At 71.8% G+C, this 20,752-nt stretch carries 21 protein-coding genes; 14 read left to right on the top strand and 7 right to left on the bottom strand.

Features of this window, described 5'->3' with window-relative positions:
• Positions 1-88: 88 nt before the first annotated feature.
• Both ACH4K1_RS32040 and ACH4K1_RS32035 read right to left on the bottom strand, forming a co-directional pair.
• The gene (locus ACH4K1_RS32040) at positions 89-232 is read right to left on the bottom strand and encodes a hypothetical protein (RefSeq protein WP_398093038.1); all 144 of its coding nucleotides are present in this window, start codon (positions 230-232) and stop codon (positions 89-91) included.
• A 218-nt stretch (positions 233-450) separates the two neighbouring features.
• Entirely contained in the window at positions 451-2,256 is a 1,806-nt protein-coding gene (locus tag ACH4K1_RS32035; protein WP_398093037.1) for a bifunctional metallophosphatase/5'-nucleotidase, read from the bottom strand.
• Between the two features lie 319 nt (positions 2,257-2,575).
• Between ACH4K1_RS32035 and mshD the strand changes: the two genes are divergently transcribed.
• From mshD to pstB, 12 genes are all read left to right on the top strand, one after another.
• On the top strand, positions 2,576-3,499 hold the full coding sequence (gene mshD / locus ACH4K1_RS32030) for a mycothiol synthase (protein WP_398093036.1): 924 nt from the start codon (positions 2,576-2,578) through the stop codon (positions 3,497-3,499).
• Positions 3,500-4,064: 565 nt separating this feature from the next.
• On the top strand, positions 4,065-4,403 hold the full coding sequence (locus ACH4K1_RS32025) for a MerR family transcriptional regulator (protein ID WP_398093035.1): 339 nt from the start codon (positions 4,065-4,067) through the stop codon (positions 4,401-4,403).
• A 134-nt stretch (positions 4,404-4,537) separates the two neighbouring features.
• The gene (locus tag ACH4K1_RS32020; protein ID WP_398093034.1) at positions 4,538-4,957 is read left to right on the top strand and encodes a GntR family transcriptional regulator; all 420 of its coding nucleotides are present in this window, start codon (positions 4,538-4,540) and stop codon (positions 4,955-4,957) included.
• Positions 4,954-5,862 (top strand): ABC transporter ATP-binding protein, encoded by a 909-nt coding sequence (locus ACH4K1_RS32015; RefSeq protein WP_398093033.1) that lies wholly within the window; start codon positions 4,954-4,956, stop codon positions 5,860-5,862. The genes ACH4K1_RS32020 and ACH4K1_RS32015 overlap by 4 nt, the downstream gene beginning before the upstream one ends.
• The gene (locus ACH4K1_RS32010; RefSeq protein ID WP_398093032.1) at positions 5,859-6,860 is read left to right on the top strand and encodes an ABC transporter permease; all 1,002 of its coding nucleotides are present in this window, start codon (positions 5,859-5,861) and stop codon (positions 6,858-6,860) included. Before ACH4K1_RS32015 ends, ACH4K1_RS32010 begins: the two co-directional genes overlap by 4 nt.
• A gap of 337 nt (positions 6,861-7,197) precedes the next feature.
• Complete coding sequence (locus tag ACH4K1_RS32005) at positions 7,198-9,444, top strand: RNA degradosome polyphosphate kinase (RefSeq protein ID WP_398093031.1); 2,247 nt, start codon at positions 7,198-7,200, stop codon at positions 9,442-9,444.
• Positions 9,431-10,615: a CHAD domain-containing protein gene (locus ACH4K1_RS32000; protein ID WP_398093030.1), complete on the top strand. Its 1,185-nt coding sequence runs from the start codon at positions 9,431-9,433 to the stop codon at positions 10,613-10,615. The genes ACH4K1_RS32005 and ACH4K1_RS32000 overlap by 14 nt, the downstream gene beginning before the upstream one ends.
• On the top strand, positions 10,612-11,067 hold the full coding sequence (locus ACH4K1_RS31995; RefSeq protein WP_398093028.1) for an NUDIX hydrolase: 456 nt from the start codon (positions 10,612-10,614) through the stop codon (positions 11,065-11,067). Before ACH4K1_RS32000 ends, ACH4K1_RS31995 begins: the two co-directional genes overlap by 4 nt.
• A 285-nt stretch (positions 11,068-11,352) precedes the next feature.
• Entirely contained in the window at positions 11,353-12,489 is a 1,137-nt protein-coding gene (gene pstS, locus ACH4K1_RS31990) for a phosphate ABC transporter substrate-binding protein PstS (protein ID WP_398093027.1), read from the top strand.
• Positions 12,490-12,734: 245 nt separating this feature from the next.
• Positions 12,735-13,727: a phosphate ABC transporter permease subunit PstC gene (pstC, locus tag ACH4K1_RS31985; RefSeq protein ID WP_398093025.1), complete on the top strand. Its 993-nt coding sequence runs from the start codon at positions 12,735-12,737 to the stop codon at positions 13,725-13,727.
• A complete protein-coding gene (gene pstA / locus ACH4K1_RS31980) occupies positions 13,724-14,809 on the top strand; it encodes a phosphate ABC transporter permease PstA (RefSeq protein ID WP_398093024.1) in 1,086 nt (361 codons plus the stop codon). Before pstC ends, pstA begins: the two co-directional genes overlap by 4 nt.
• A gap of 39 nt (positions 14,810-14,848) precedes the next feature.
• Positions 14,849-15,625 carry a phosphate ABC transporter ATP-binding protein PstB gene (pstB, locus tag ACH4K1_RS31975; protein ID WP_137235552.1) on the top strand — a complete coding sequence of 259 codons (777 nt, stop codon included), beginning with the start codon at positions 14,849-14,851 and terminating at the stop codon, positions 15,623-15,625.
• 133 nt (positions 15,626-15,758) lie between these two features.
• Here the strand turns inward: pstB and ACH4K1_RS31970 are convergent, their stop codons facing one another.
• Positions 15,759-16,757 carry an inorganic phosphate transporter gene (locus ACH4K1_RS31970; RefSeq protein WP_073771025.1) on the bottom strand — a complete coding sequence of 333 codons (999 nt, stop codon included), beginning with the start codon at positions 16,755-16,757 and terminating at the stop codon, positions 15,759-15,761.
• Between the two features lie 5 nt (positions 16,758-16,762).
• Complete coding sequence (locus tag ACH4K1_RS31965) at positions 16,763-17,383, bottom strand: DUF47 domain-containing protein (RefSeq protein ID WP_030815607.1); 621 nt, start codon at positions 17,381-17,383, stop codon at positions 16,763-16,765.
• Between the two features lie 196 nt (positions 17,384-17,579).
• On the opposite strand from ACH4K1_RS31965, the gene ACH4K1_RS31960 reads away from it, so the two are divergent.
• Entirely contained in the window at positions 17,580-17,963 is a 384-nt protein-coding gene (locus ACH4K1_RS31960) for a metal-sensitive transcriptional regulator (RefSeq protein ID WP_228995004.1), read from the top strand.
• 122 nt (positions 17,964-18,085) lie between these two features.
• Here ACH4K1_RS31960 and ACH4K1_RS31955 read toward each other — a convergent pair whose 3' ends face one another.
• Positions 18,086-18,280 (bottom strand): hypothetical protein, encoded by a 195-nt coding sequence (locus ACH4K1_RS31955; protein WP_398093022.1) that lies wholly within the window; start codon positions 18,278-18,280, stop codon positions 18,086-18,088.
• Between the two features lie 177 nt (positions 18,281-18,457).
• Positions 18,458-19,315 (bottom strand): hypothetical protein, encoded by an 858-nt coding sequence (locus ACH4K1_RS31950; protein ID WP_398093021.1) that lies wholly within the window; start codon positions 19,313-19,315, stop codon positions 18,458-18,460.
• A 166-nt stretch (positions 19,316-19,481) separates the two neighbouring features.
• On the opposite strand from ACH4K1_RS31950, the gene ACH4K1_RS31945 reads away from it, so the two are divergent.
• Positions 19,482-19,769, top strand: a complete 288-nt coding sequence (locus tag ACH4K1_RS31945; protein WP_398093020.1) for a hypothetical protein — start codon at positions 19,482-19,484, stop codon at positions 19,767-19,769.
• A 146-nt stretch (positions 19,770-19,915) separates the two neighbouring features.
• Here the strand turns inward: ACH4K1_RS31945 and ACH4K1_RS31940 are convergent, their stop codons facing one another.
• Positions 19,916-20,647, bottom strand: coding sequence for a phosphatase PAP2 family protein (locus ACH4K1_RS31940; RefSeq protein ID WP_398093019.1), 732 nt, complete (start codon positions 20,645-20,647; stop codon positions 19,916-19,918).
• Between the last annotated feature and the right edge of the window lie 105 nt (positions 20,648-20,752).

Below are 20,752 nucleotides of genomic sequence, written 5' to 3'. Positions count from 1 at the left end.
CCGACCAGCTCCCTCACCTTGGTGTCCAGCAGGGCGAGATCACCCGTGAAGACCGGTATGCCCTCCAGAACCACCGGCTGCGAGTCGCTCACTTCACACCCCGCAGATCCCTCAGCACATCCAGACGCACCGACCTCGCCGCGTCCTGCGCCTGCTCCAGCTCACCCGCGTGCCCACCGGCCACCTTCAACTGGCCCTGCACGCCCTGCGGCCTGTTACCCCACCCGGTCATCCCACGCCCCCGTACGCACGCCCCCGCCCGCCCCCTCCGCTGCATCGAACGAAGGTACGCGTACATCACTGTCTATCAACCTGTACTTCGCTACTGCAATCCGCTATCGGCCATATCAACGGCCAAGAGACGGTCAGGACTTCCGCCCCCGCCCGCCCCCCGCCCAGCGCAAAGGGGCGGCAGGCCCGCAGGCCCACCGCCCCTGTACCGCCGAGGAGTTACTTGACGATCGTGATCCGGTCCGTCGCCGGCGGGGCCAGCGGGGCGGCGGCCGTGGAGTGGGCCGCCAGGTAGGCGTTGAACAGGTCCAGGTCGGACGCGCCGACCAGCTTGTTCGTGCCCTGGCCGAGGGCCGGGAAGCCGTCGCCGCCGCCCGCGAGGAACTCGTTCATCGCGACGCGGTAGCTGCGCGCCGGGTCGATCGCCTCGCCGTTCAGCTTGATGGAGTCGGTGACGACGCGGGCTGCGCCGGACTTCGTCAGGTCGAGGGTGTAGGTGAGGCCCCTGGAGATCTGGAGGATCTTCGGGCTGGCCTCGTTGGAGCCGCTGACCTGCTGCTGGAGGGCGGCGACCAGCTGGGCGCCGGTCAGGTCCACGACGTTCATCATGTTGGTGAACGGCTGCACGGTGAACGCCTCGCCGTAGGTGACGACCCCGTCGCCCTCACTGCCGGACGCCTTGTGCACCAGGTCCGCGCGGATGCCGCCCGGGTTCATGAACGCGACTTCCGCGCCGCCCTTGTCGGCCGGGGCGAGCCCTTCGAGCTGGGCGTCCGCGATGACGTTGCCGAGCGGCTTCTCCAGAGCGGTGGAGCCGCGGCCGTTGATGTCGGCGGTGATCCAGCCCTGCGGCCGGTTGGCGATCGGGGCGGCGAGCTTGTTCCAGCGGTCGATCAGGCGCGTCATGTCGGCGGCCTTGGGCTGGTCGCGGGTCACGACGTGGTTCGCGGACTTCACCGACGTACGGACGATGTCCTTGGTACGGCGGTCGTAGGTGAGCGTGGTGTCCGTGTACAGCTTGCCGAACGACGAGGCCGAGGTGACCATGCGCGGCTGGCCGGACGGGTCCGGGACGGTGCAGACGTACGCCTGGTGGGTGTGGCCCGTGACCAGGGCGTCCACCTTCGGCGTGATGCCCCGGGCGATGTCGACGATCGGCCCGGAGATCCCGTCGCCCGCGCCGGGGCTGTCGCAGTCGTAGTTGTACGAGGTGGAGGCCGGGGCCCCGCCCTCGTGGATCAGCGCCACGATGGACTTGACGCCCTTGCGGTCCAGCTCGCGGGCGTACTTGTTGATCGTCTCGACCTCGTCGTGGAACTTCAGGCCCTTGACGCCGTTGGCGGTGACGATGTCCGGGGTGCCCTCCAGGGTCACGCCGATGAAGCCGATCTTGACGCCGTTCTTCTTCCAGACGGTGTACGGCTTCAGCAGCGGCTTGCCGGTCTTCTCCTCGGTCACGTTGGCCGCGAGGTAGGGGAAGTCCGCGCCCTCGAACTCCTCGCCCTTCTCGTAGCAGCCCTCGACCGGGTGGCAGCCGCCGTTCTGGAGGCGGGCCAGCTCGGTCGCGCCCTCGTCGAACTCGTGGTTGCCGACCGCCGAGACGTCCAGGTCGAGCTTGTTCAGCGCCTCGATCGTCGGCTCGTCGTGGAAGAGGCCCGACAGGAGCGGGCTCGCGCCGACCATGTCGCCGCCGGCCGCCGTGACGGAGTACGGGTTGCCCTTGCGCGCGGTGCGCAGCGAGGTCGCCAGGTACTCGACGCCACCGGCCGGGATCGCCTTCACCGTGCCGTCGGGCTGCTTCTCGGAGACGTTGCCCGCCGAACCGGCCGGCGGCTCCAGGTTGCCGTGCAGGTCGTTGAAGGACAGCAACTGCACATCGACGGTACGGGGCTGGTGGCCGTGGCCGTGCCCGCGGTCCTGGGCGTCGGCCGGCATCGCGGCGACGAGCGCGCCCGTGGTGGCCAGCCCGGCCGCGACGGCGAGCACCCGCCGTGTCGTGCGGTTCTTCTGCGGAGTCGCTGACATCGGTCCCCTTGTGTGTCCGTGGTGGAGGTGTCACAGGCGCCGTCGATGCCGTGTATGCCACCGTTTGGCGCGTATGACGGCGCACTTCGGGAAGCCTGCGTGCCGCAGCCTAGAGTCAACGCGCGTAGCGCAACAGGTGTTCGGGGTTACGACCTGGTTGCCATCCGGCCAAACGGAGGTGCCGAACCGGCCATCTTCGCGCCGCGCCCCGACCGGTGGGCCCGCCCGGCCGGAACGTGCGCCGCAGCGACGCGGCGGCCGTGCCGGCGCCCCGTACGCTCCTCCGCACCCGGCCCCCCTCCCCTTTACGCTCGGACGCATGACGACTGACGCACCCCTCCCCGCCCCCGGACGCGAGATCCGGACCTTCGACGCGCTCGACTCCGCGCAGGCGGACGCCGTCCTCGCCCTGCTCGCCGACGCCGCCCGCTCCGATGGCCGGCAGGCAGTGTCCGAGCAGGGCAGACTCCGCATCCGGGGCGGACACCGCGAAGGCGTACGGCACTTCCTGCTCACCGCCGACGGGACGCTCGCCGGGTACGCCCAGCTGGAGGACGTCGACCCCGTCGAGGCCCCGGCCGCCGAGCTGGTCGTCCACCCCGACCGGCGCGGCAACGGGCACGGCCGGGCGCTCGGCGCGGCGCTCCTCGCCGCGACCGGCAAGCGGCTGCGGGTCTGGGCACACGGCGGCAGCGCGGCCGCCCGCCACCTGGCCCAGGTCCTCGGCCTCTCCCTCTTCCGCGAGCTGCGCCAGCTCCGCCGCTCCCTGGTCCCGCTCGGCCTGGCCGATCCGGTGCTGCCCGAGGGCGTCACCGTACGGACCTTCGAGCCGGGCCGGGACGACGCCGCCTGGCTCGCCGTGAACCGCGCCGCCTTCGCCCACCACCCCGAGCAGGGTTCCCTCACGCAGCAGGACCTGGACGACCGGAAGGCGGAGCCCTGGTTCGACCCGAAGGGGTTCTTCCTGGCCGAGCGGGACGGGGAGGTCGTCGGCTTCCACTGGACGAAGGTGCACGCGGAGGAACGGCTCGGCGAGGTGTACGTGGTCGGGGTGGCGCCCGACGCCCAGGGCGGCGGCCTCGGCAAGGCGCTGACCTCGATCGGGCTGCACCACCTGGCCTCCGAGGGGCTGCCCACCGCGATGCTCTACGTCGACGCGGACAACACGGCGGCCGTGACGGTGTACGAGCGGATGGGGTTCACCACGCACGAGGTGGACCTGATGTACCGCACGGAGTCCTGAGGCCGTCGCCCGGGGCAACAACTTCCATCGCTTCGGCGCCGCAGAAGACAGCCAACCGACATCGAAGAAAAACTGTCGTGGCGGGAGTAGACATTCCCCGGTCGATGGGTCTAGGATTTTCCTCGTAGCCGAAGGAAAGAAGGCGCGGCAGACACGAACTGCCGCGCACGCAGGTCAGAGCAGTAGCGGAACGGCAGTGGAGCGGGAGAGCCGGAACCGATGGGTTCTCCCCCTGGCTGCCGGGCCGGGCGGCCCCAGGGGCCGCACGTAGTACCGCAGTAGAGCAGTACCGCAGTGACAGCAAGAACCGCAGCACGAGAGAGATAAGGAGCAGACGCCATCAGGATCGCCTGAGCGAGGAAGTCGTCCGCTCGGGTACCGCAGACCCCGGAACGGAAGGTGGTCCCCGGTCACGCATCCGCGATCCCCGTTTCCCCGCCCCTCCGGGCGGGTCGGCGGAACAAGAAGGCCGGCCAGGTCGGTCGGCAGATGGTGTTGAAAGCTCGGGGCCCGAGCGCCGCACGGCGCTCGGGCCCCCCGACGTGTCCCCGGAAGAAGAGGTGTTATGCCCCCTCGCAGTACCCGCCCCACCGACAAGTTCGACGACGACGACTATCCCGCCTACACCATGGGCCGGGCCGCCGAGATGCTCGGCGCCTCCCCCGCCTTCCTCCGTGCGCTCGGCGAGAACCGCCTGATCACCCCGCTGCGCTCCGCCGGAGGCCACCGCCGTTACTCCCGCTACCAGCTGCGCATCGCCGCCCGCGCCCGCGAACTGGTCGACCAGGGTACGAAGATCGAGGACGCCTGTCGCATCGTCATCCTCGAGGACCAACTGGAAGAGGCACAGCGCATCAATGAGGAGCTGCGCGCCGGCCGCACCCCGGCCACGCCGACCGCGTAACCACCCACCCGGGCGGCCGCTCCACCGGCGCGACCACCTCTTCTCCGAACCGCCTCCGGGGCGGCGTCACTTGACGCCGCCCCGTTTTCACACCACCCTTTCACTACTCAATTAGTGAAAGGGTGGTGTAGCGCATGACGGCCGAGTCCGCAGCTGTCGAGTTCCGCATCGACCGGCGCAGCGGGGTCGCCACCTACCTCCAGATCGTCCAGCAGACGAAGCAGGCCCTGCGCCTGGGCGTGCTGGAGCCCGGTGACCGGCTGCCGACCGCCCGCGAGGTCGTGGAAGCCACCGCGATCAACCCGAACACGGTCCTCAAGGCCTACCGGGAGCTGGAGCGCGAAGGACTGGTCGAGGCCCGCCGCGGGCTCGGTACCTTCGTCCGCCGGACGCTGGGCGGCGCGGCCGAGGCGTCCGCCGCCGACGCGCCGCTGCGTACCGAACTCACCGACTGGGCCCGCCGGGCGCGGGCGGCCGGGCTGGAGAAGGACGACGTCCGCGCGCTCTTCACGGCCGTACTGGACAGCACGTACAAGGGGGACCAGGAACGATGACCGGCATCGCGATCGAGGCACACGGCCTCGCGAGGACGTACGGGCGCGGGGGCGGCGGACACCGCGCCCTGCACGACTGCTCGTTCCGCCTGCCCACGGGCCGAGTCTGCGCCCTCGTCGGACCCAACGGCGCGGGCAAGTCAACCCTGTTGAGCCTGGCCGCCGGGCTGGATCGGCCCACCGCCGGTTCGCTCACCGTCCTCGGCTCCTCCGTCCCCGGGGACGTCCGCGACCGGATCGCGTACGTCTCCCAGGACAAACCGCTCTACCCGCAGCTCACCGTCGCCGACACCCTGTGGGCCGGGGGCGAGCTGAACCCCGGGCGCTGGGACCGCGCCACCGCCGACCGGATCGCCGCGCCGCTGCCTCCGAAGGCCCGTGTCCGCTCCCTCTCCGGCGGTCAGCGCACCCGGCTCGCCCTGGCCCTCGCCCTCGGCAAGCGGCCCGAACTGATGCTGCTGGACGAGCCGATGGCCGACCTCGACCCGCTGGCCCGGCACGAGCTGATGGGCGTCCTGATGGCGGAGACCGCCGAGCACGGCACCACCATCGTCATGTCCTCGCACATCCTCACCGAGCTGGAGGGCGCCTGCGACTACCTGCTGTTCGTCGACGGCGGGCGCATCCGGCTCGGCGGCGAGGCCGAGGACATCGCCGCCGCCCACGCCCTGCTCACGGGTCGGGCCCGGGACCTTTCCCCGCACACCGTCGTCGAATCCCGTACGACGGGCCGTCAGCTCACCGCGCTCGTCCGGAAGGAGGGCCCCGTGGACACCGCCGCGTGGACCGTCACCCAGCCGTCCCTGGAGGAGCTGCTGCTCGCCCACCTCCGCTCCCCGCAGGCCCCCACCCTGCTCACCCCGAGCGCGTGCACCGAGACCCGTGGGGCGGTGGCGTCCGCATGAGCACGCTGACACCCCCGAAGCCCGACGCGGCCACGACCGCCCCCGCTTCCCTGCGCGGGTCCGCCCACGTCCTGCTGCGCATCCACCGCAAGGCCCTCTGGGCGGGGTCCGCCCTGGTCGCCCTCGGCATCGGCGTCGTCGTCGCGCTCCGCGTCTGGATGGCCTCCGCGAAGGAACTGTGCCCCGACGGCGACACGACCCCGTGCGGCGACGCCGTCTACCAGCCGGCCTACGCCCGTACGTCCACCGAGGTCTTCCTGGCCGACGGCGGCACCGTGCTGCTCCTCCTGGCCGGGCTCGTCGGCGTCTTCGTCGCGGGCCCGCTGATCGCCCGCGAACTGGAGAGCGGCACCTTCCGCCTGGCCTGGACGCAGTCGGTCTCCCCCGCCCGCTGGCTCGCCACCCGGCTGGCCGTGCCCGCCGTGCTGACGGTCACCGGTCTGACGGTCCTGACCATCGCCTACCGCTGGGGGCTGTGGGCGTTGCGCGGATACCCGTACTCGTACAGGGCCACCTGGCACGGCTCCGGCATCTTCCCCGGCACCGGGCCCGCGGTCCTCGGCTACGGACTGCTGGCCGTCGCGGTCGGCGCGCTGTGCGCCGTCCTCGTCCGCCGGACCGTGCTGTCCATGTCCCTCACCGCCCTCGCCCTCGGGGCGACGGCCTTCGCCCTGTCCTCCGCGCGGCACCTGCTGTGGCCGGCCGCCTTCCGGCAGAGCGCGGAGGCCGTGCGGCTCGGCCCCGGCGACTGGGCCATCGACATGGGCCGACTGACGGAATCGGGCCGGAAGCTGTACTGGGAGGACTGCTACGCCGCCGACCCGCTGCGGGACGTCGAAGCCTGCATGACCGACCGGGGCGCCGTCGACTACTTCGCCGAGGTCCACCCCGCCTCCCACTACTGGCCCCTCCAGCTCGTCGAGACCGGCATCCTGCTCGCCCTCGCCGCCCTCGCCGTGTTCGCCGCCTTCCGGGTCCTGCGCCGCCTGCACGGCTGACCCGGGCCGATCCGACCCCGCGCCTCGCCGTCCGGGCCCCACGAGGGGTGGGTCCGGGCGGCGATCGCATACCCGCGCGCAGTCACGTACAGTCACCGCACGGCCGACCCGCAGGCACACCGCTCCCTGGACGTCATGTCGCCGTTACCGGCCATTCAGACGCCCTTGCGACCCTCACGGGATGCAGCCAGCTCTGCCCGCCCCCCGCCGCAACGGGAAAGCCCGGCGTGACGCCTCTGCGGGCTCACCCGGCCGTGACCCCGGGTTTCCCGGGCCTTCCGCGATCTTTCCCGGCTCCGACGCGCCTGAGGAGCGCTCCGCGCGGAAGAATAGGTCCATGAGCCAGCAGCCCAGCTCCGAGGTCCCGGTCCAGCCCGCCGCCCAGCCGTCCGTCGGCTCACTCGCCGCGCACCGGCCGCACGCCACGCCCGCCTCCCGCGGGGTCGGCTTCTCCACCGCCGCCGACCTCGATCCCGATCTGGACGCCGACGCCGACGCGTACGAGCCCGACCGGGACGGCGACGAGCTGCCCCAGGGCCGCTTCCTGGACCGCGAACGCAGCTGGCTCGCGTTCAACGAACGGGTCCTGGAGCTGGCCGAGGACCCGGCCACGCCCATCCTGGAGCGGGCCAACTTCCTCGCCATCTTCGCCTCGAACCTGGACGAGTTCTTCATGGTCCGGGTGGCCGGCCTCAAGCGCCGCATCGCCACGGGCGTCGCCACCCGCTCCGCCTCCGGCCTCCAGCCGCGCGAGGTCCTGGACCTCATCTGGACCCGCTCGCGCGAGCTCATGGCCCGGCACGCCGCCTGCTTCCAGGACATCTGCCCGGACCTCTCCGACGAGGGCATCCAGCTGATCCGCTGGCCGGACCTGACCGAGAAGGAGCAGGCCCGCCTGTTCACCTTCTTCCGGCAGCGCGTCTTCCCGGTCCTGACCCCGCTGGCCGTCGACCCCGCGCACCCCTTCCCGTACATCTCCGGGCTCTCGCTCAACCTCGCGGTCGTCGTCCGCAACCCGGTCAGCGGCCACCGCCACTTCGCCCGGGTCAAGGTCCCGCCGCTGCTGACCCGCTTCCTGGAGGCGTCGCCGCAGCGGTACGTCCCCATCGAGGACGTCATAGCGGCCCACCTGGAGGAGCTGTTCCCCGGGATGGAGGTGCTGGCGCACCACATGTTCCGGGTCACCAGGAACGAGGACCTGGAGGTCGAGGAGGACGACACGGAGAACCTCCTCCAGGCCCTGGAGAAGGAGCTGATGCGCCGCCGTTTCGGCCCCCCGGTCCGGCTGGAGGTCGAGGAGTCCATCGACCCGTACGTCCTGGACCTGCTGGTCCGCGAGCTGAAGGTGTCCGACGCGGAGGTCTACCCGCTGCCCGGGCCGCTCGACCTCACCGGCCTGTTCGCCATCGCCTCGCTGGACCGGCCGGAGCTGAAGTACCCCAAGTTCATCGCGGGCACCCACCGGGACCTGGCCGAGGTGGAGTCCGCCTCCGCGCCCGACGTCTTCGCCGCCCTGCGCGAGAGGGACGTCCTGCTCCATCACCCGTACGACTCGTTCTCCACCTCCGTCCAGGCGTTCCTGGAGCAGGCGGCGGGCGACCCGGACGTGCTGGCCATCAAGCAGACCCTGTACCGCACCTCCGGCGACTCCCCCATAGTGGACGCCCTGATCGACGCGGCCGAGTCCGGCAAACAGGTGCTCGTCCTCGTCGAGATCAAGGCCCGCTTCGACGAGCAGGCCAACATCAAGTGGGCCCGCAAGCTGGAGGAGGCGGGCTGCCACGTCGTCTACGGGCTCGTCGGGCTCAAGACCCACTGCAAGCTCTCCCTCGTCGTCCGCCAGGAGGGCGACACGCTGCGCCGCTACTCCCACGTCGGCACCGGCAACTACCACCCCAAGACGGCCCGGCTGTACGAGGACCTCGGCCTGCTCACGGCGGACCCGCAGGTCGGGGCGGACCTCTCCGACCTGTTCAACCGGCTCTCCGGCTACTCCCGCCGCGAGACCTACCGCCGTCTCCTGGTCGCCCCGAAGTCGCTGCGCGACGGGCTGATCGCCCGGATCAACAAGGAGATCGCCCACCACCGCGCGGGCCGCCCCGCCTACGTGCGGTTCAAGGTCAACTCGATGGTCGACGAAGCGATCATCGACGCCTGCTACCGGGCGGCCCGGGCGGGCGTCCCCGTCGACATCTGGGTGCGCGGGATCTGCGCGATCCGACCGGGCGTCACCGGGCTCTCGGAGAACATCCGGGTCCGCTCCGTGCTCGGCCGCTTCCTCGAACACTCCCGGATCTTCTCCTTCGGCAACGGCGGTGAGCCCGAGGTGTGGTTCGGCAGCGCCGACATGATGCACCGCAACCTCGACCGCCGGATCGAAGCCCTGGTCCGGGTCACCGACCCCGCCCACCGCGCCGCGCTCAGCCGGCTCCTGGAGACCGGTATGGCCGACACCACCGCCTCCTGGCACCTGGGCCCCGACGGGGAGTGGACCCGCCACGCCACGGACGCGGACGGGCAGCCGCTGCGGCACGTCCAGGAAATGCTCATCGAAGCCCGGAGGCGCAGGCGTGCAACGCCCTGACCAGCAGACGACGACCCGGCCCACGCCGGACGCGGCCCCCGGCACCCGCCCGGACACGCCGTGGCCCGCCGAGGCGGCCGGGGCGGGGCGCGGAGGAACCGCGGCCCCCGGCGCCGGCCCCGCCGACCCCGCGGGGGAGCCGACCGCCCGGCCCTCCGGGACCGGCCGTTCCGCTTCCGTCCGTCCCGCCCCCCTCGGGGAGCCGACCGCGGAGGGGTGCCTCGCGCCCTACCTCCGGAGCCAGGCCGCCGAGTTCCTGCGCAGCCTGCGCCTGCACCACGAGTACAGCGCCCCGGCGGACGCGGGCGGCCACGACGCCGCCGAGGCCGCCCGCGCACTGCGCCGGGCGGCCCGCCGGATCGGCGGCTCCCTGCACACCTTCCGGGCCGCGCTCGACCCGCACTGGGCCGACCAGCTCCGCGCCGAGCTGGCCTGGCTCACCGGCGTCCTGGCCCGTGAACACGCCTACGCCGGCCGGCTGACCCGGCTCGTCGAGGCCCTGCACCAGCTCTCCGGCCCGGCCCTGCCCGCCGCCCGGGGCGTCCGCACCGCCGGGGAGGGCGCCGCGGACGACGCCCAGGGCCGCGCCGCCCTCGGGGTCGGGGCCGCACGGGCCGCGGCCCTGCTGGAGCGCCGCCTCACCCTCGCCCGGACCCGGTCCCACTCCGCGGCCCTCCAGGCGCTCGGCTCCTCCCGCTTCCACGCCATCGCCGACGCCGTCGCGCTCCTCGCCTCCGAGGTCCCGCCGGCCCCCGGCCACGCGGGCCGGGCCGCCGCCGCCTCCCTCCGGGAGCCCGCCGAACGCGCCGAACAACGCCTGCTCACCGCCGTCGCCGCCCTCCCGCCCGACGACACGGGGCCGTACAACGAGATGCAGGACGCGGCCTGGCACCAGGCCCGCCTGCTGCTGCGGCTGCACCGGTACGCCCACGAGGTCGTCCTCGGGGCCGCCGACCCGGACCTGACCGCACCCGGCCACGCCCTCGACCTGCACCGGGACGCCGTCGAGGCGGCCGGGGCGGCGGCCGCCGCCGCCCGCACCCCCAGGATCGCCCCGGCCACGGCGTACGCGCTGGGCGTCCTCCACGCGGACCAGCGCCACGGGGTGGAGTCGGCGCGGGCGGCGTTCCGGAAGACCTGGCCGTACGCCACGGCCCTGGCGGCCCCATGAGCGGGGACCGGGGACGCCGCGCCGGCGGGGCGGGCGCCGGGCGGGAGGGCGCCGTCCTGGCGGCGGGCTGCGTCCTGTGGCGCCGCGCCCCGGACGGCGGCGGGGTGGAGGTCTGCCTGGTCCACCGGCCCCGCTACGACGACTGGTCCTTCCCGAAGGGCAAGCTGAAACGCGGCGAGGACGCGCGGACCGCCGCCGTACGGGAAGTGCTGGAGGAGACCGGCCACCACTGCGCCCTGGGCGAACCGCTGCCGACCTCCCGCTACCCGGTGGAGGGGCGGCCCAAGGAGGTCGCCTACTGGGCGGCGGAGGCGACGGGCGGCTCGTTCACCGCCAACGACGAGGTGGACCGCATCCTGTGGCTGGCCCCCCAGGACGCCCGCGTACGGCTCACCCGGCCCCGTGACGTCCAACAGCTCACCGCGCTCCTGGACGTCCTGCCCGCGCCCTGACCAGCGCCCCGCCCCGGTCGGCACGCCCCCCGTCCCGGCGCGCCCCCGCCCCGTCCCGCCGCCGCGCCGCCCCCACGCCGTCCCCGCCCCCGCGCCGGACCGGCCCCGCACCCGCCTGCCCGACACGGTTCACCTGCCGTTCACTCTCCCCCGTAGGCGGCTTCACCTGTTCTGCCTAATTTCGGACGTACACGGTGCGCGGCGACAAGCCACGGCACCCCTCCTCATCGCACGCCGTCGTAGAACGAGACCGATCACGGCGGCTCCTGGAAGGAACACCCGAAAGTGAAGCTTCAGCGCAAGAACCGGCTTCGTGCCACCGCGCTCGGTGCCCTCGCCGTCTCCGGCGCCCTGGTCCTCACGGCGTGCGGTTCGGACGACAACAGCAACGGCGGCGCGGCCGGCACCGGCGAGAAGACGACCGCCGCGTCGAACGTGGACTGCGGCAAGGCCAAGGGCCAGCTGCGCGCTTCCGGCTCCAGCGCTCAGAAGAACGCCATGGACCTCTGGGTCAAGAACTACATGGCCGCCTGTTCCGGTGTGGAGATCAACTACAACTCCTCCTCCTCCGGCGAGGGCATCGTCGCCTTCAACCAGGGCACCGTCGGCTTCGCCGGCTCCGACTCGGCGCTGAAGCCCGAAGAGGTCGCCGACTCCAAGAAGATGTGCAAGACCGGCCAGGGCATCAACCTCCCGATGGTCGGCGGCCCGATCGCGATCGGCTTCAAGCTGGAGGGCGTCGACAAGCTCACGCTGGACGCCCCGACCCTCGCCAAGATCTTCGACACGAAGATCAAGAAGTGGAACGACCCGGCGATCGCCAAGCTGAACGACGGCGTCGACCTCCCGGACAAGGCCATCCAGGCCTTCCACCGCTCCGAGGACTCCGGCACCACGCAGAACCTCGGCAAGTACCTGGGCGCCGCCGCCCCGAAGGACTGGAAGTACGAGGCCGAGAAGAAGTGGCCGGCCCCCGGCGGCCAGGCCGCGTCCGGCTCCTCCGGCGTCGCCGCCCAGGTGAAGCAGGTCGACGGCGCGATCGGCTACTTCGAGCTCTCCTACGCCAAGTCCCAGTCCATCCCGACCGTGGACATCAACACCGGCGGCGCCGCCCCGGTCCAGGCCACCTCGGAGAACGCCTCCAAGGCCATCGCCGCCGCCAAGATCAAGGGCACCGGCAAGGACCTGGCACTCGACCTCGACTACACCACCAAGGCCGAGGGCGCCTACCCGCTCGTCCTGGTGACCTACGAGGTCGTCTGCGACAGCGGCAACAAGCCCGAGACGCTCGACACGGTCAAGTCCTTCCTCTCCTACACCGCCTCCGACGACGGCCAGAAGATCCTGACCGACGCCGGCTACGCGCCGATCCCGGCCGAGATCAACGCCAAGGTCCGCGAGACCATCGGCTCCCTCTCGTAACACCCGCGGCGGCCGGTCCGGACTCCCCGGCCCGGCCGCCCACCGGCCCCGCGCCCCCGGGCGCGAGCCGCCCCGACGCCCGCGCCGCCGACGCACCTTGTCGCCCCCGGCGCAGGCCGTCACCGGCAGGCCGGCCCGGCGCACCCCTCCGGACCGGCCCGCCGTCCCGACCCGCCCGTCCCACTCCCCATCCGGTGCACCGCCGCCAGGGGAGCTCCGGCTCCCCCACACAGACCGGAAAGACCATGGCTTCCACCACACCGACAGACACGCCACCGGCGCCGCCGGTCGACCGCCCCCGCCCCCGGGCCACCGGGCGCATGGGCGACAAAGTCTTCCTGGGCCTCTCCCGGGGCTCGGGCATCCTGCTGCTCGTGATCATGGCGTCGATCGCCGTGTTCCTCACGTACCGCTCCGTCCTCGCCATATCGAAGAACGAGGGCAACTTCCTCACCACCTTCGACTGGAACCCGGCCGGCGACCCGCCGGTCTTCGGCATCGCGGTCCTGCTCTTCGGCACCGTCGTCAGCTCGATCATCGCGATGGTCATCGCGGTTCCGATCGCCGTCGGCATCGCCCTGTTCATCTCGCACTACGCGCCGCGCAAGCTGGCCGCCCCCATCGCGTACGTGGTCGACCTGCTGGCCGCCGTGCCCAGCATCGTCTACGGCATCTGGGGCGCCCTGGTCCTGGTGCCGTACCTGGAGGGCCTCAACCTCTGGCTCGACCAGTTCTTCGGCTGGACGTACCTCTTCGAGAAGACCGAGGTCGGCGTCGCCCGCTCGCTCTTCACCGTCGGCATCCTCCTCGCGATCATGATCCTGCCGATCGTGACCAGCGTCAGCCGCGAGGTCTTCCTCCAGGTCCCGAAGATGAACGAGGAGGCCGCGCTCGCGCTCGGCGCCACCCGCTGGGAGGTCATCCGCCTCTCGGTGCTGCCCTTCGGCCGCTCCGGCATCATCTCCGCCTCGATGCTGGGCCTCGGCCGCGCGCTCGGCGAGACGATGGCCGTCGCCACGGTCCTCTCCCCGAGCTTCCTCATCTCGCTGCACGTGCTCAACCCGGGCGGCGGGACGTTCGCCCAGAACATCGCGGCGAAGTTCGGCGAGGCCGACGCGTTCGGGCGCGACGCCCTGATCGCCTCCGGCCTCGTCCTCTTCGTCCTCACCCTGCTGGTCAACGGCGCGGCCCGGCTCATCATCGCCCGCCGCAAGGAGTACTCGGGGGCCAACGCATGAGCTACGCACCCACCGGCGTCATGGAACGCCCGAAGCCCGCACCGCCCTCCCCGAAGAAGAGCAGCCTCGGCAGCCGCTCCCTCCCCCGCCTGGCGCCGGTCGGCTTCGCCGTCCTCGCGGTCGTGCTCGGCGTCGGCCTCTCGCTGGCAGCCGGCTGGGAGAGCCGCATCCAGTGGGGCCTGCTCTCGGCCCTGTTCTTCCTGATCGTCTCCTACGTCGCCACGACGGTCGTCGAGAACCAGCGCCAGGCCAAGGACCGTCTCGCCACCAGCGTGATGTGGGTCTGCTTCCTGGCCGCCGTCGTCCCGCTCGCCTCGCTGCTCTGGACGACGATCGTCCGCGGCGCCGAGCGCCTGGACGGCTACTTCCTCACCCACTCGATGGCCGGTGTGCTCGGCTCCGAGGCCAGCGGCGGCGTCTACCACGCGCTGATCGGCACCCTGCAGCAGGTCGGCATCGCCACGGTGATCTCCGCCCCGCTCGGCCTGCTGACCGCCGTCTACCTCGTCGAGTACGGCAAGGGCTCGCTAGCCAAGGCCGTCACCTTCTTCGTCGACGTGATGACGGGCATCCCGTCCATCGTCGCCGGCCTCTTCATCCTGTCGATCATGCTGATCGCCAGCCTGGAGCCGTCCGGCCTGATGGGCGCCCTCGCCCTGACCATCCTGATGATCCCCGTCGTGGTCCGCTCCACCGAGGAGATGCTCAAGCTCGTCCCGAACGAGCTGCGCGAGGCGTCCCTCGCCCTCGGCATCCCGAAGTGGCGCACCATCCTGAAGGTGGTCCTGCCCACCGCGATCGGCGGCATCACCACGGGCGTCATGCTCGCCATCGCCCGTATCGCCGGTGAGACCGCGCCGATCATCCTGCTGGTCTTCGGCAGCCAGCTGATCAACACGAACCCCTTCGAAGGCGCCCAGTCCTCGCTGCCCTTCTACATCTACGAGCAGTACAAGATCGGTGAGGCCGCGTCCTACGACCGCGCCTGGGCCGCCGCCCTGGTGCTGATCGCCTTCGTCATGATCCTGAATCTGGTGGCCCGCGGCATCGCCCGCTGGAAGGCCCCGAAGACCGGTCGCTGACGCGGCCACAGCGACCTCCCGAAAGAAGCAGTGATTCCCATGGCCAAGCGCATCGACATCAGCGGCCTCACCGCCTACTACGGCAGCCACAAGGCCATCGAGGACATCTCGATGACCGTGGAGCCCCGCTCCGTGACGGCCTTCATCGGGCCGTCCGGCTGCGGCAAGTCCACCTTCCTGCGCACCCTGAACCGGATGCACGAGGTCACCCCCGGCGGCCGCGTCGAGGGCAAGGTGCTGCTGGACGACGAGAACCTCTACGCCTCCAACGTCGACCCGGTCACCGTGCGCCGCACGGTCGGGATGGTCTTCCAGCGCCCCAACCCCTTCCCCACCATGTCGATCTTCGACAACGTGGCGGCGGGCCTGCGGCTCAACGGCAGCTACCGCAAGAGCGAGCTGAACGACGTCGTCGAGAAGTCCCTGCGCGGCGCCAACCTCTGGAACGAGGTCAAGGACCGGCTCAACAAGCCCGGCTCCGGCCTCTCCGGCGGACAGCAGCAGCGCCTGTGCATCGCCCGCGCCATCGCGGTCGAGCCGGACGTCCTGCTGATGGACGAGCCGTGCTCCGCGCTGGACCCGATCTCGACCCTCGCCATCGAGGACCTGATCGGGGAGCTGAAGGAGCGCTTCACGATCGTCATCGTGACGCACAACATGCAGCAGGCGGCCCGCGTCTCGGACCGCACCGCGTTCTTCAACCTCGCGGCGGTCGGCAAGCCCGGCCGGCTCATCGAGATAGACGAGACCGAGCGGATCTTCTCCAATCCCTCGGTCCAGGCCACGGAGGACTACATCTCCGGCCGCTTCGGCTGAGCCGTCCGGCTCCGCCCCCGATACGGCCTTGCGGTGCTGCATGGCGGTGCCACCACAAGGCAAAAGGGTCCGCCCCCGTACTCGTACGAGTACGGGGGCGGACCCACACGTGTCAACGGCCGGGCTCCACCGCTCAGCCGAAGAGCAGCAGGACCGCCCCGTAGCTCAGCGCGGCGACCAGGGCCGCGGCGGGCATGGTGATGAACCAGCCCAGGATGATGTTCTTGGCGACGCCCCAGCGCACGGCGTTCACGCGCTTGGTCGCGCCGACGCCCATGATCGCGGAGGTGATGACGTGCGTCGTGGAGATCGGGGCGTGGAACAGGAACGCCGAACCGAACATGATCGAGGCGCCGGTCGTCTCGGCCGCGAAGCCCTGCGGCGGGTCCAGCTCGATGATCTTGCGGCCGAGGGTGCGCATGATGCGCCAGCCGCCCGCGTACGTGCCCAGGGAGAGCATCACGGCGCAGGCGATCTTGACCCAGACGGGGATCTCGTCGTTGGGCCCCTCGACATCGGCGATGACCAGGGCCATCACGACGATGCCCATCGTCTTCTGCGCGTCCTGGAGGCCGTGGCCGAGCGCCATGCCGGCCGCCGAGACCGTCTGCGCGATCCGGAAGCCGCGCTTGGCCTTGTGCGGGTTGGCCTTCCGGAACATCCACATGATGCCGACCATCACCAGATAGCCGACGACCAGGCCGATGATCGGGGAGAGGAACATCGGGATGACGATCTTCTCGACCACACCGGACCAGATGACGTCCGTCCCGCCGGCCAGCGCCGCCCCGACCATGCCGCCGAACAGGGCGTGCGAGGACGAGGAGGGAAGCCCGTAGTACCAGGTGACGAGGTTCCAGATGATCGCGCCGACCAGCGCCGCGAACAGGATGCCCATCCCCTTCTGCCCGACGGGCGTGGCGATGAGGCCCTCGCTGACGGTCTTGGCGACCCCCTGGCCCAGGAAGGCGCCGGCGAGGTTCATCACCGCCGCCATCGCCAGAGCCGCACGCGGGGTCAGCGCCCGGGTGGAGACCGAGGTGGCGATGGCGTTCGCCGAGTCGTGGAAGCCGTTCGTATACGTGAAGCCGAGCGCGACGCCGATGGTCACGATCAGCGCAAAGGTGTCCACGAGGTTCAGGACTCCTTGACCGCGATGGTCTCCACGGTGTTGGCGACGTGCTCGAACGCGTCGGCCGCCTCTTCCAGCACATCCACGATCTGCTTGAGCTTCAGCACCTCCATGGCGTCGTACTTGCCGTTGAAGAGCTGGGCCAGCAGCTTGCGGTGGATCTGGTCGGCCTGGTTCTCCAGACGGTTGACCTCGATCCAGTACTCCGTGAGGTTGTCCATGGTCCGCAGCCCCGGCATGGCCTCGGCGGTCAGCTCCGCCGCCCGCGCCAGCACCTCGATCTGCTGCTCGACGCCCTTGGGGAGCTCCTGGACCTGGTAGAGGACGACCAGGTCGACGGCCTCCTCCATGAAGTCCATGATGTCGTCGAGCGAGGACGCCAGGTTGTAGATGTCCTCGCGGTCGAACGGCGTGATGAAGGAGGAGTTCAGCTGGTGGAAGATCGCGTGGGTGGCATCGTCCCCCGCGTGCTCCGCTGCCCGCATACGCTCCGCGATCTCGACTCGGGAGGCAGAATCCGCCCCGAGCAGTTCCATCAGGAGTTTCGAGCCCGTGACAATGTTGTCCGCGGAGGCGGAGAACATGTCGTAGAAGCTCGTCTCCCTGGGGGTCAGACGAAAGCGCACGTGGGGTCCTCGGGGTGCTTTGGATTCGGTCAGGCTGATGCTAGGCGCATCATCCGGCCACGGCTAACCGGCGTTGTTCAGTGTCGCCCATCGAGCACCGCGATCGGCACGGACCCCCGTCACGTTTCCGCGGGATTCGTTACGATATACCCGGCAGGGGTATAGGAGGACGTATGAGGACAACGGGAGGACGCAGATGACCACGACCGGGACCACGGGGGCGGAAGCGGCGGGCGCGACGGCCCCGGACGCGGGGGCGGCCGCCCCGGTGGAGATCGTCACCGACCACGACCGCGGCCTGCACGGCTACCACCACCAGAAGGACGAGCACCTCAAACGGCTGCGCCGCATCGAGGGCCAGATCCGCGGCCTCCAGCGCATGGTCGACGAGGACGTCTACTGCATCGACATACTCACCCAGGTGTCGGCCTCCACGAAGGCGCTCCAGTCCTTCGCCCTGCAACTGCTGGAAGAGCACCTGCGCCACTGCGTCGCCGACGCGGCCGTCAAGGGCGGCGACGAGATCGACGCGAAGGTCGAGGAGGCCACGAAGGCCATCGCCCGCCTGCTCCGCACCTGACCCCCTGACGCCCCGGGCGGCCTCCCGCGGCCCGGCGGCCGGGGGCGCCGGCGGCGGTACGGGGTGGCGCGGCGGCCTCGGGCGTCACCCCGGCCGGCCGCGGCGGCACGCGGCTTCGGCCGTCACCTCCGCCGGGAGCCCTGCCGGGGGACCGCGGCCCGGCACTCCGCGCCCCCGACGTCGAGCACTTCGTCGATACGGTCGTGGCTGAGGCGTTCCTCCCCGGCCGCCGACGCGGCGATCATCAGTTCGCCGCACAGCTCGATCTCGGCGAGGGCCGCACGGTCCTGAGCGTTCGGAGTCCTGAGCGTCACCACCTGCCTCCCCTCTCTCTGCCGTTCTCTCCGCCGTCCCGCGACCGTCCACCGGCCCCTGGCACAGCGGCTTCCCAGCCTAGGGAACGCGAGGGGCGCCGCGCATGGCACGGACGGACCATTTGCGCCCCCTCCCAACCGGCCCCACCGCCCGGCCCGTCCCGCCCACTCCCCGCCATCTCAGCCCTGCCGGATACGGCCGGTGTAGAGGGTGTCCTCGTCCGGCAGCACCACCGTGACGGGGAGCCCGAACCCGTACAGCAGCAGCGTCGAGACCACCGACACCTCCGGGCCCTCGGAGGAGAAGGTGAAGCGGTGCCGGACCTTCCGCAGCCGGCCCTCCTCGTCGAGGTAGGCGTCGAACGGAACGGCGTCCTTGCTGAACCCTTTCGCCGCCGCGGCGAGCGCCCCGCGCGACTGCGGCGACGCGGCCCTGGCCGCCCGCCCCAGGTCTGCCACCCCCCGGTAGTGGTGCACCGTCACCCCGGCCAGCTCGGTCTCCCCCGCATACGTCACATCGGCCGCACCGCGCAGCAGTTCGGCCGCCGCCATCGGGTCGGTCACCCCGCCGGTGACGAGGTTGCCGTCCTTCAGGGTGGTCGTGTCGATCCTGACCCACTTGTCGTCGGGCACCCCGGCGCCCCGGTTCTTCATGTACAGCGCGCCGGGGGCCAGCAGTTCGGTGATCGAGCGGTGCCCGTCCGTCCCGGCGCCCTCGGGCAGCACCACCTTGATCCGCCCCGACTGCTCGCGGAAGTCGTACGCCCCCTGCCCCCGGATGGTCACCCGCGTCCCGCCGGCCGCCGTCTCCATGGACGTACGGGTCTCCGCGCCGCCCGCCGCGACGAGGACGTCCGCCGCCCGCCCGAGCAGGTCGAGGGGGCGTTCGGCGGCCACGGAACGCTGCCCGGAGCCGTCGCCCGCGCCGCTCACCGCACTCCCGCCGACGCATCCGGCGGCGACCGCGACCGCCCCGGCCGCGGCGAGGGCGCGAACAGCACGGGCCCCGCCTCCGCCCCTGTACCGCTGCACCACCATCGCCTGCCTACCCCCAACGACTACCGCCCGGCCGAGCCCCGCACCCGCTCCGCATAACGACCGCCGCCTCCCCCCGTCACGCCGCCCCGGGGCCGCGGACCGCCCGGGGCGGTCCCTCCCCGCCCGCGATCCCCCGTTCGGCGGCTGCGGCCAGTACCGTGGTCGGGTGCATGAGGATCCCCCCGCCCCGGCCCGCACCACCGCCGCCCCGCGCACCGCCACCCGGCCCGTTCCGGTCCCCGCGACGCCCGCCGTCGCGCCGCGGCCCCGGGCCGGGGCCGCTCCGGGGCCCGCGCCGGCCTCCCCGGACGGCCCTCTGAGCGGGCACACCACCACCACGATCGAACGCGGCTCGTTCTGCCTGGCCCGCTGCACCTGCGGCTGGGTGGGGCCGGCGCGCAGGTCCCGGGACCGGGCCCGTACCGACGCCGCCGAACACCTCGCCGCCCCCTGACCGACACCGGCGCCCGGCCGCACCGGTCCGTACGGCGCGCTCCCGCACCCCGGGCCCGTACAGCACGATCCCCCGGGCGCCGGAAGCGCCCGGGGGATCGGGAGAAGCGGGGACCGGGACGGGAAGGGCGTCCGCGGAACGGTCCGTCAGGCGGCCAGGTCCTTCTCCCCCGGGTCGCCGCGCCGGGAGCCGGGCCGCGGCTCGGAGATGCCGCGCGCACCGCTCCGCCCGTCCGCGTACGCCACGTCGGCGTTCTTCGACCGGACGACCCAGCCGACGCGGGGCGACCGGGCGATCGCCGCCATCAGCGGGGTCAGCAGCGCCATGGCGAGCGGAGCCAGCAGCAGGGCCACGGCCGTGCCGAGGGCGAACCCGCCGATCACGTCGGTCGGGTAGTGGACGCCCATGTAGACCCGGCTGAAACCGGCGAAGAGGGCGAGCCCGATCGCGACGAAGCCGAACTTCCGGTTGGCCACGAAGATGCCGACCGCGATGCCCATCGCCAGGGTGGAGTGGTCGCTGACGAACGAGAAGTCCGTCTTGCCGTGGATCAGGACCTCAAGGCCCTCGTGGTCGTTGAAGGGGCGCGGACGTTTGACGAAGCCGCGGATCGGGATGTTGACGAGGATGGCGAGGGCGGCGGCGAGCGGCGCCCAGACGATGGCGGCGGCGGCCGTCACCGCGTCCTCGAGCGTGCCCCGCTTGCGCATGCTCCACCAGCACCACAGGCCGACCAGGACCAAGCCGAACATGATCCCGTACTCGCCGACGAACTCCATGACCCGGTCGAACCAGGTCGGAGCGGCCTTCGCGAGGCCGTTGATGTCGTAGAGCAGACCGACGTCCGGGTTCGACCCGTCGAGTTCGAGTCCAGCCATCTGCTGCGGCCCCTTGCCTTGTCTGCTTCATCTGCTGCGACGCGCGTCCTTGCCCGCCGCCGTGGTCGAACCCCCGTGTCCGGTGCGATCCGTCACCGCACTGCA

It is taken from the genome of Streptomyces sp. NPDC017448, assembly GCF_044330565.1.
Lineage (GTDB): Bacteria > Actinomycetota > Actinomycetes > Streptomycetales > Streptomycetaceae > Streptomyces.
The sequence above is the reverse complement of the archived record's forward strand: the minus strand, read 5'-3'. Positions and strand labels throughout refer to the sequence as shown.

Bases quoted from the DNA above. Each gene is read 5' to 3' on its own strand.
- ACH4K1_RS32040 (WP_398093038.1), bottom strand. From the start codon at position 232: ATGACCGGGTGGGGTAACAGGCCGCAGGGCGTGCAGGGCCAGTTGAAG.
- ACH4K1_RS32035 (WP_398093037.1), bottom strand. From the start codon at position 2,256: ATGTCAGCGACTCCGCAGAAGAACCGCACGACACGGCGGGTGCTCGCC.
- mshD (WP_398093036.1), top strand. From the start codon at position 2,576: ATGACGACTGACGCACCCCTCCCCGCCCCCGGACGCGAGATCCGGACC.
- ACH4K1_RS32025 (WP_398093035.1), top strand. From the start codon at position 4,065: ATGCCCCCTCGCAGTACCCGCCCCACCGACAAGTTCGACGACGACGAC.
- ACH4K1_RS32020 (WP_398093034.1), top strand. From the start codon at position 4,538: ATGACGGCCGAGTCCGCAGCTGTCGAGTTCCGCATCGACCGGCGCAGC.
- ACH4K1_RS32015 (WP_398093033.1), top strand. From the start codon at position 4,954: ATGACCGGCATCGCGATCGAGGCACACGGCCTCGCGAGGACGTACGGG.
- ACH4K1_RS32010 (WP_398093032.1), top strand. From the start codon at position 5,859: ATGAGCACGCTGACACCCCCGAAGCCCGACGCGGCCACGACCGCCCCC.
- ACH4K1_RS32005 (WP_398093031.1), top strand. From the start codon at position 7,198: ATGAGCCAGCAGCCCAGCTCCGAGGTCCCGGTCCAGCCCGCCGCCCAG.
- ACH4K1_RS31995 (WP_398093028.1), top strand. From the start codon at position 10,612: ATGAGCGGGGACCGGGGACGCCGCGCCGGCGGGGCGGGCGCCGGGCGG.
- pstC (WP_398093025.1), top strand. From the start codon at position 12,735: ATGGCTTCCACCACACCGACAGACACGCCACCGGCGCCGCCGGTCGAC.
- pstA (WP_398093024.1), top strand. From the start codon at position 13,724: ATGAGCTACGCACCCACCGGCGTCATGGAACGCCCGAAGCCCGCACCG.
- pstB (WP_137235552.1), top strand. From the start codon at position 14,849: ATGGCCAAGCGCATCGACATCAGCGGCCTCACCGCCTACTACGGCAGC.
- ACH4K1_RS31960 (WP_228995004.1), top strand. From the start codon at position 17,580: ATGACCACGACCGGGACCACGGGGGCGGAAGCGGCGGGCGCGACGGCC.
- ACH4K1_RS31950 (WP_398093021.1), bottom strand. From the start codon at position 19,315: ATGGTGGTGCAGCGGTACAGGGGCGGAGGCGGGGCCCGTGCTGTTCGC.
- ACH4K1_RS31940 (WP_398093019.1), bottom strand. From the start codon at position 20,647: ATGGCTGGACTCGAACTCGACGGGTCGAACCCGGACGTCGGTCTGCTC.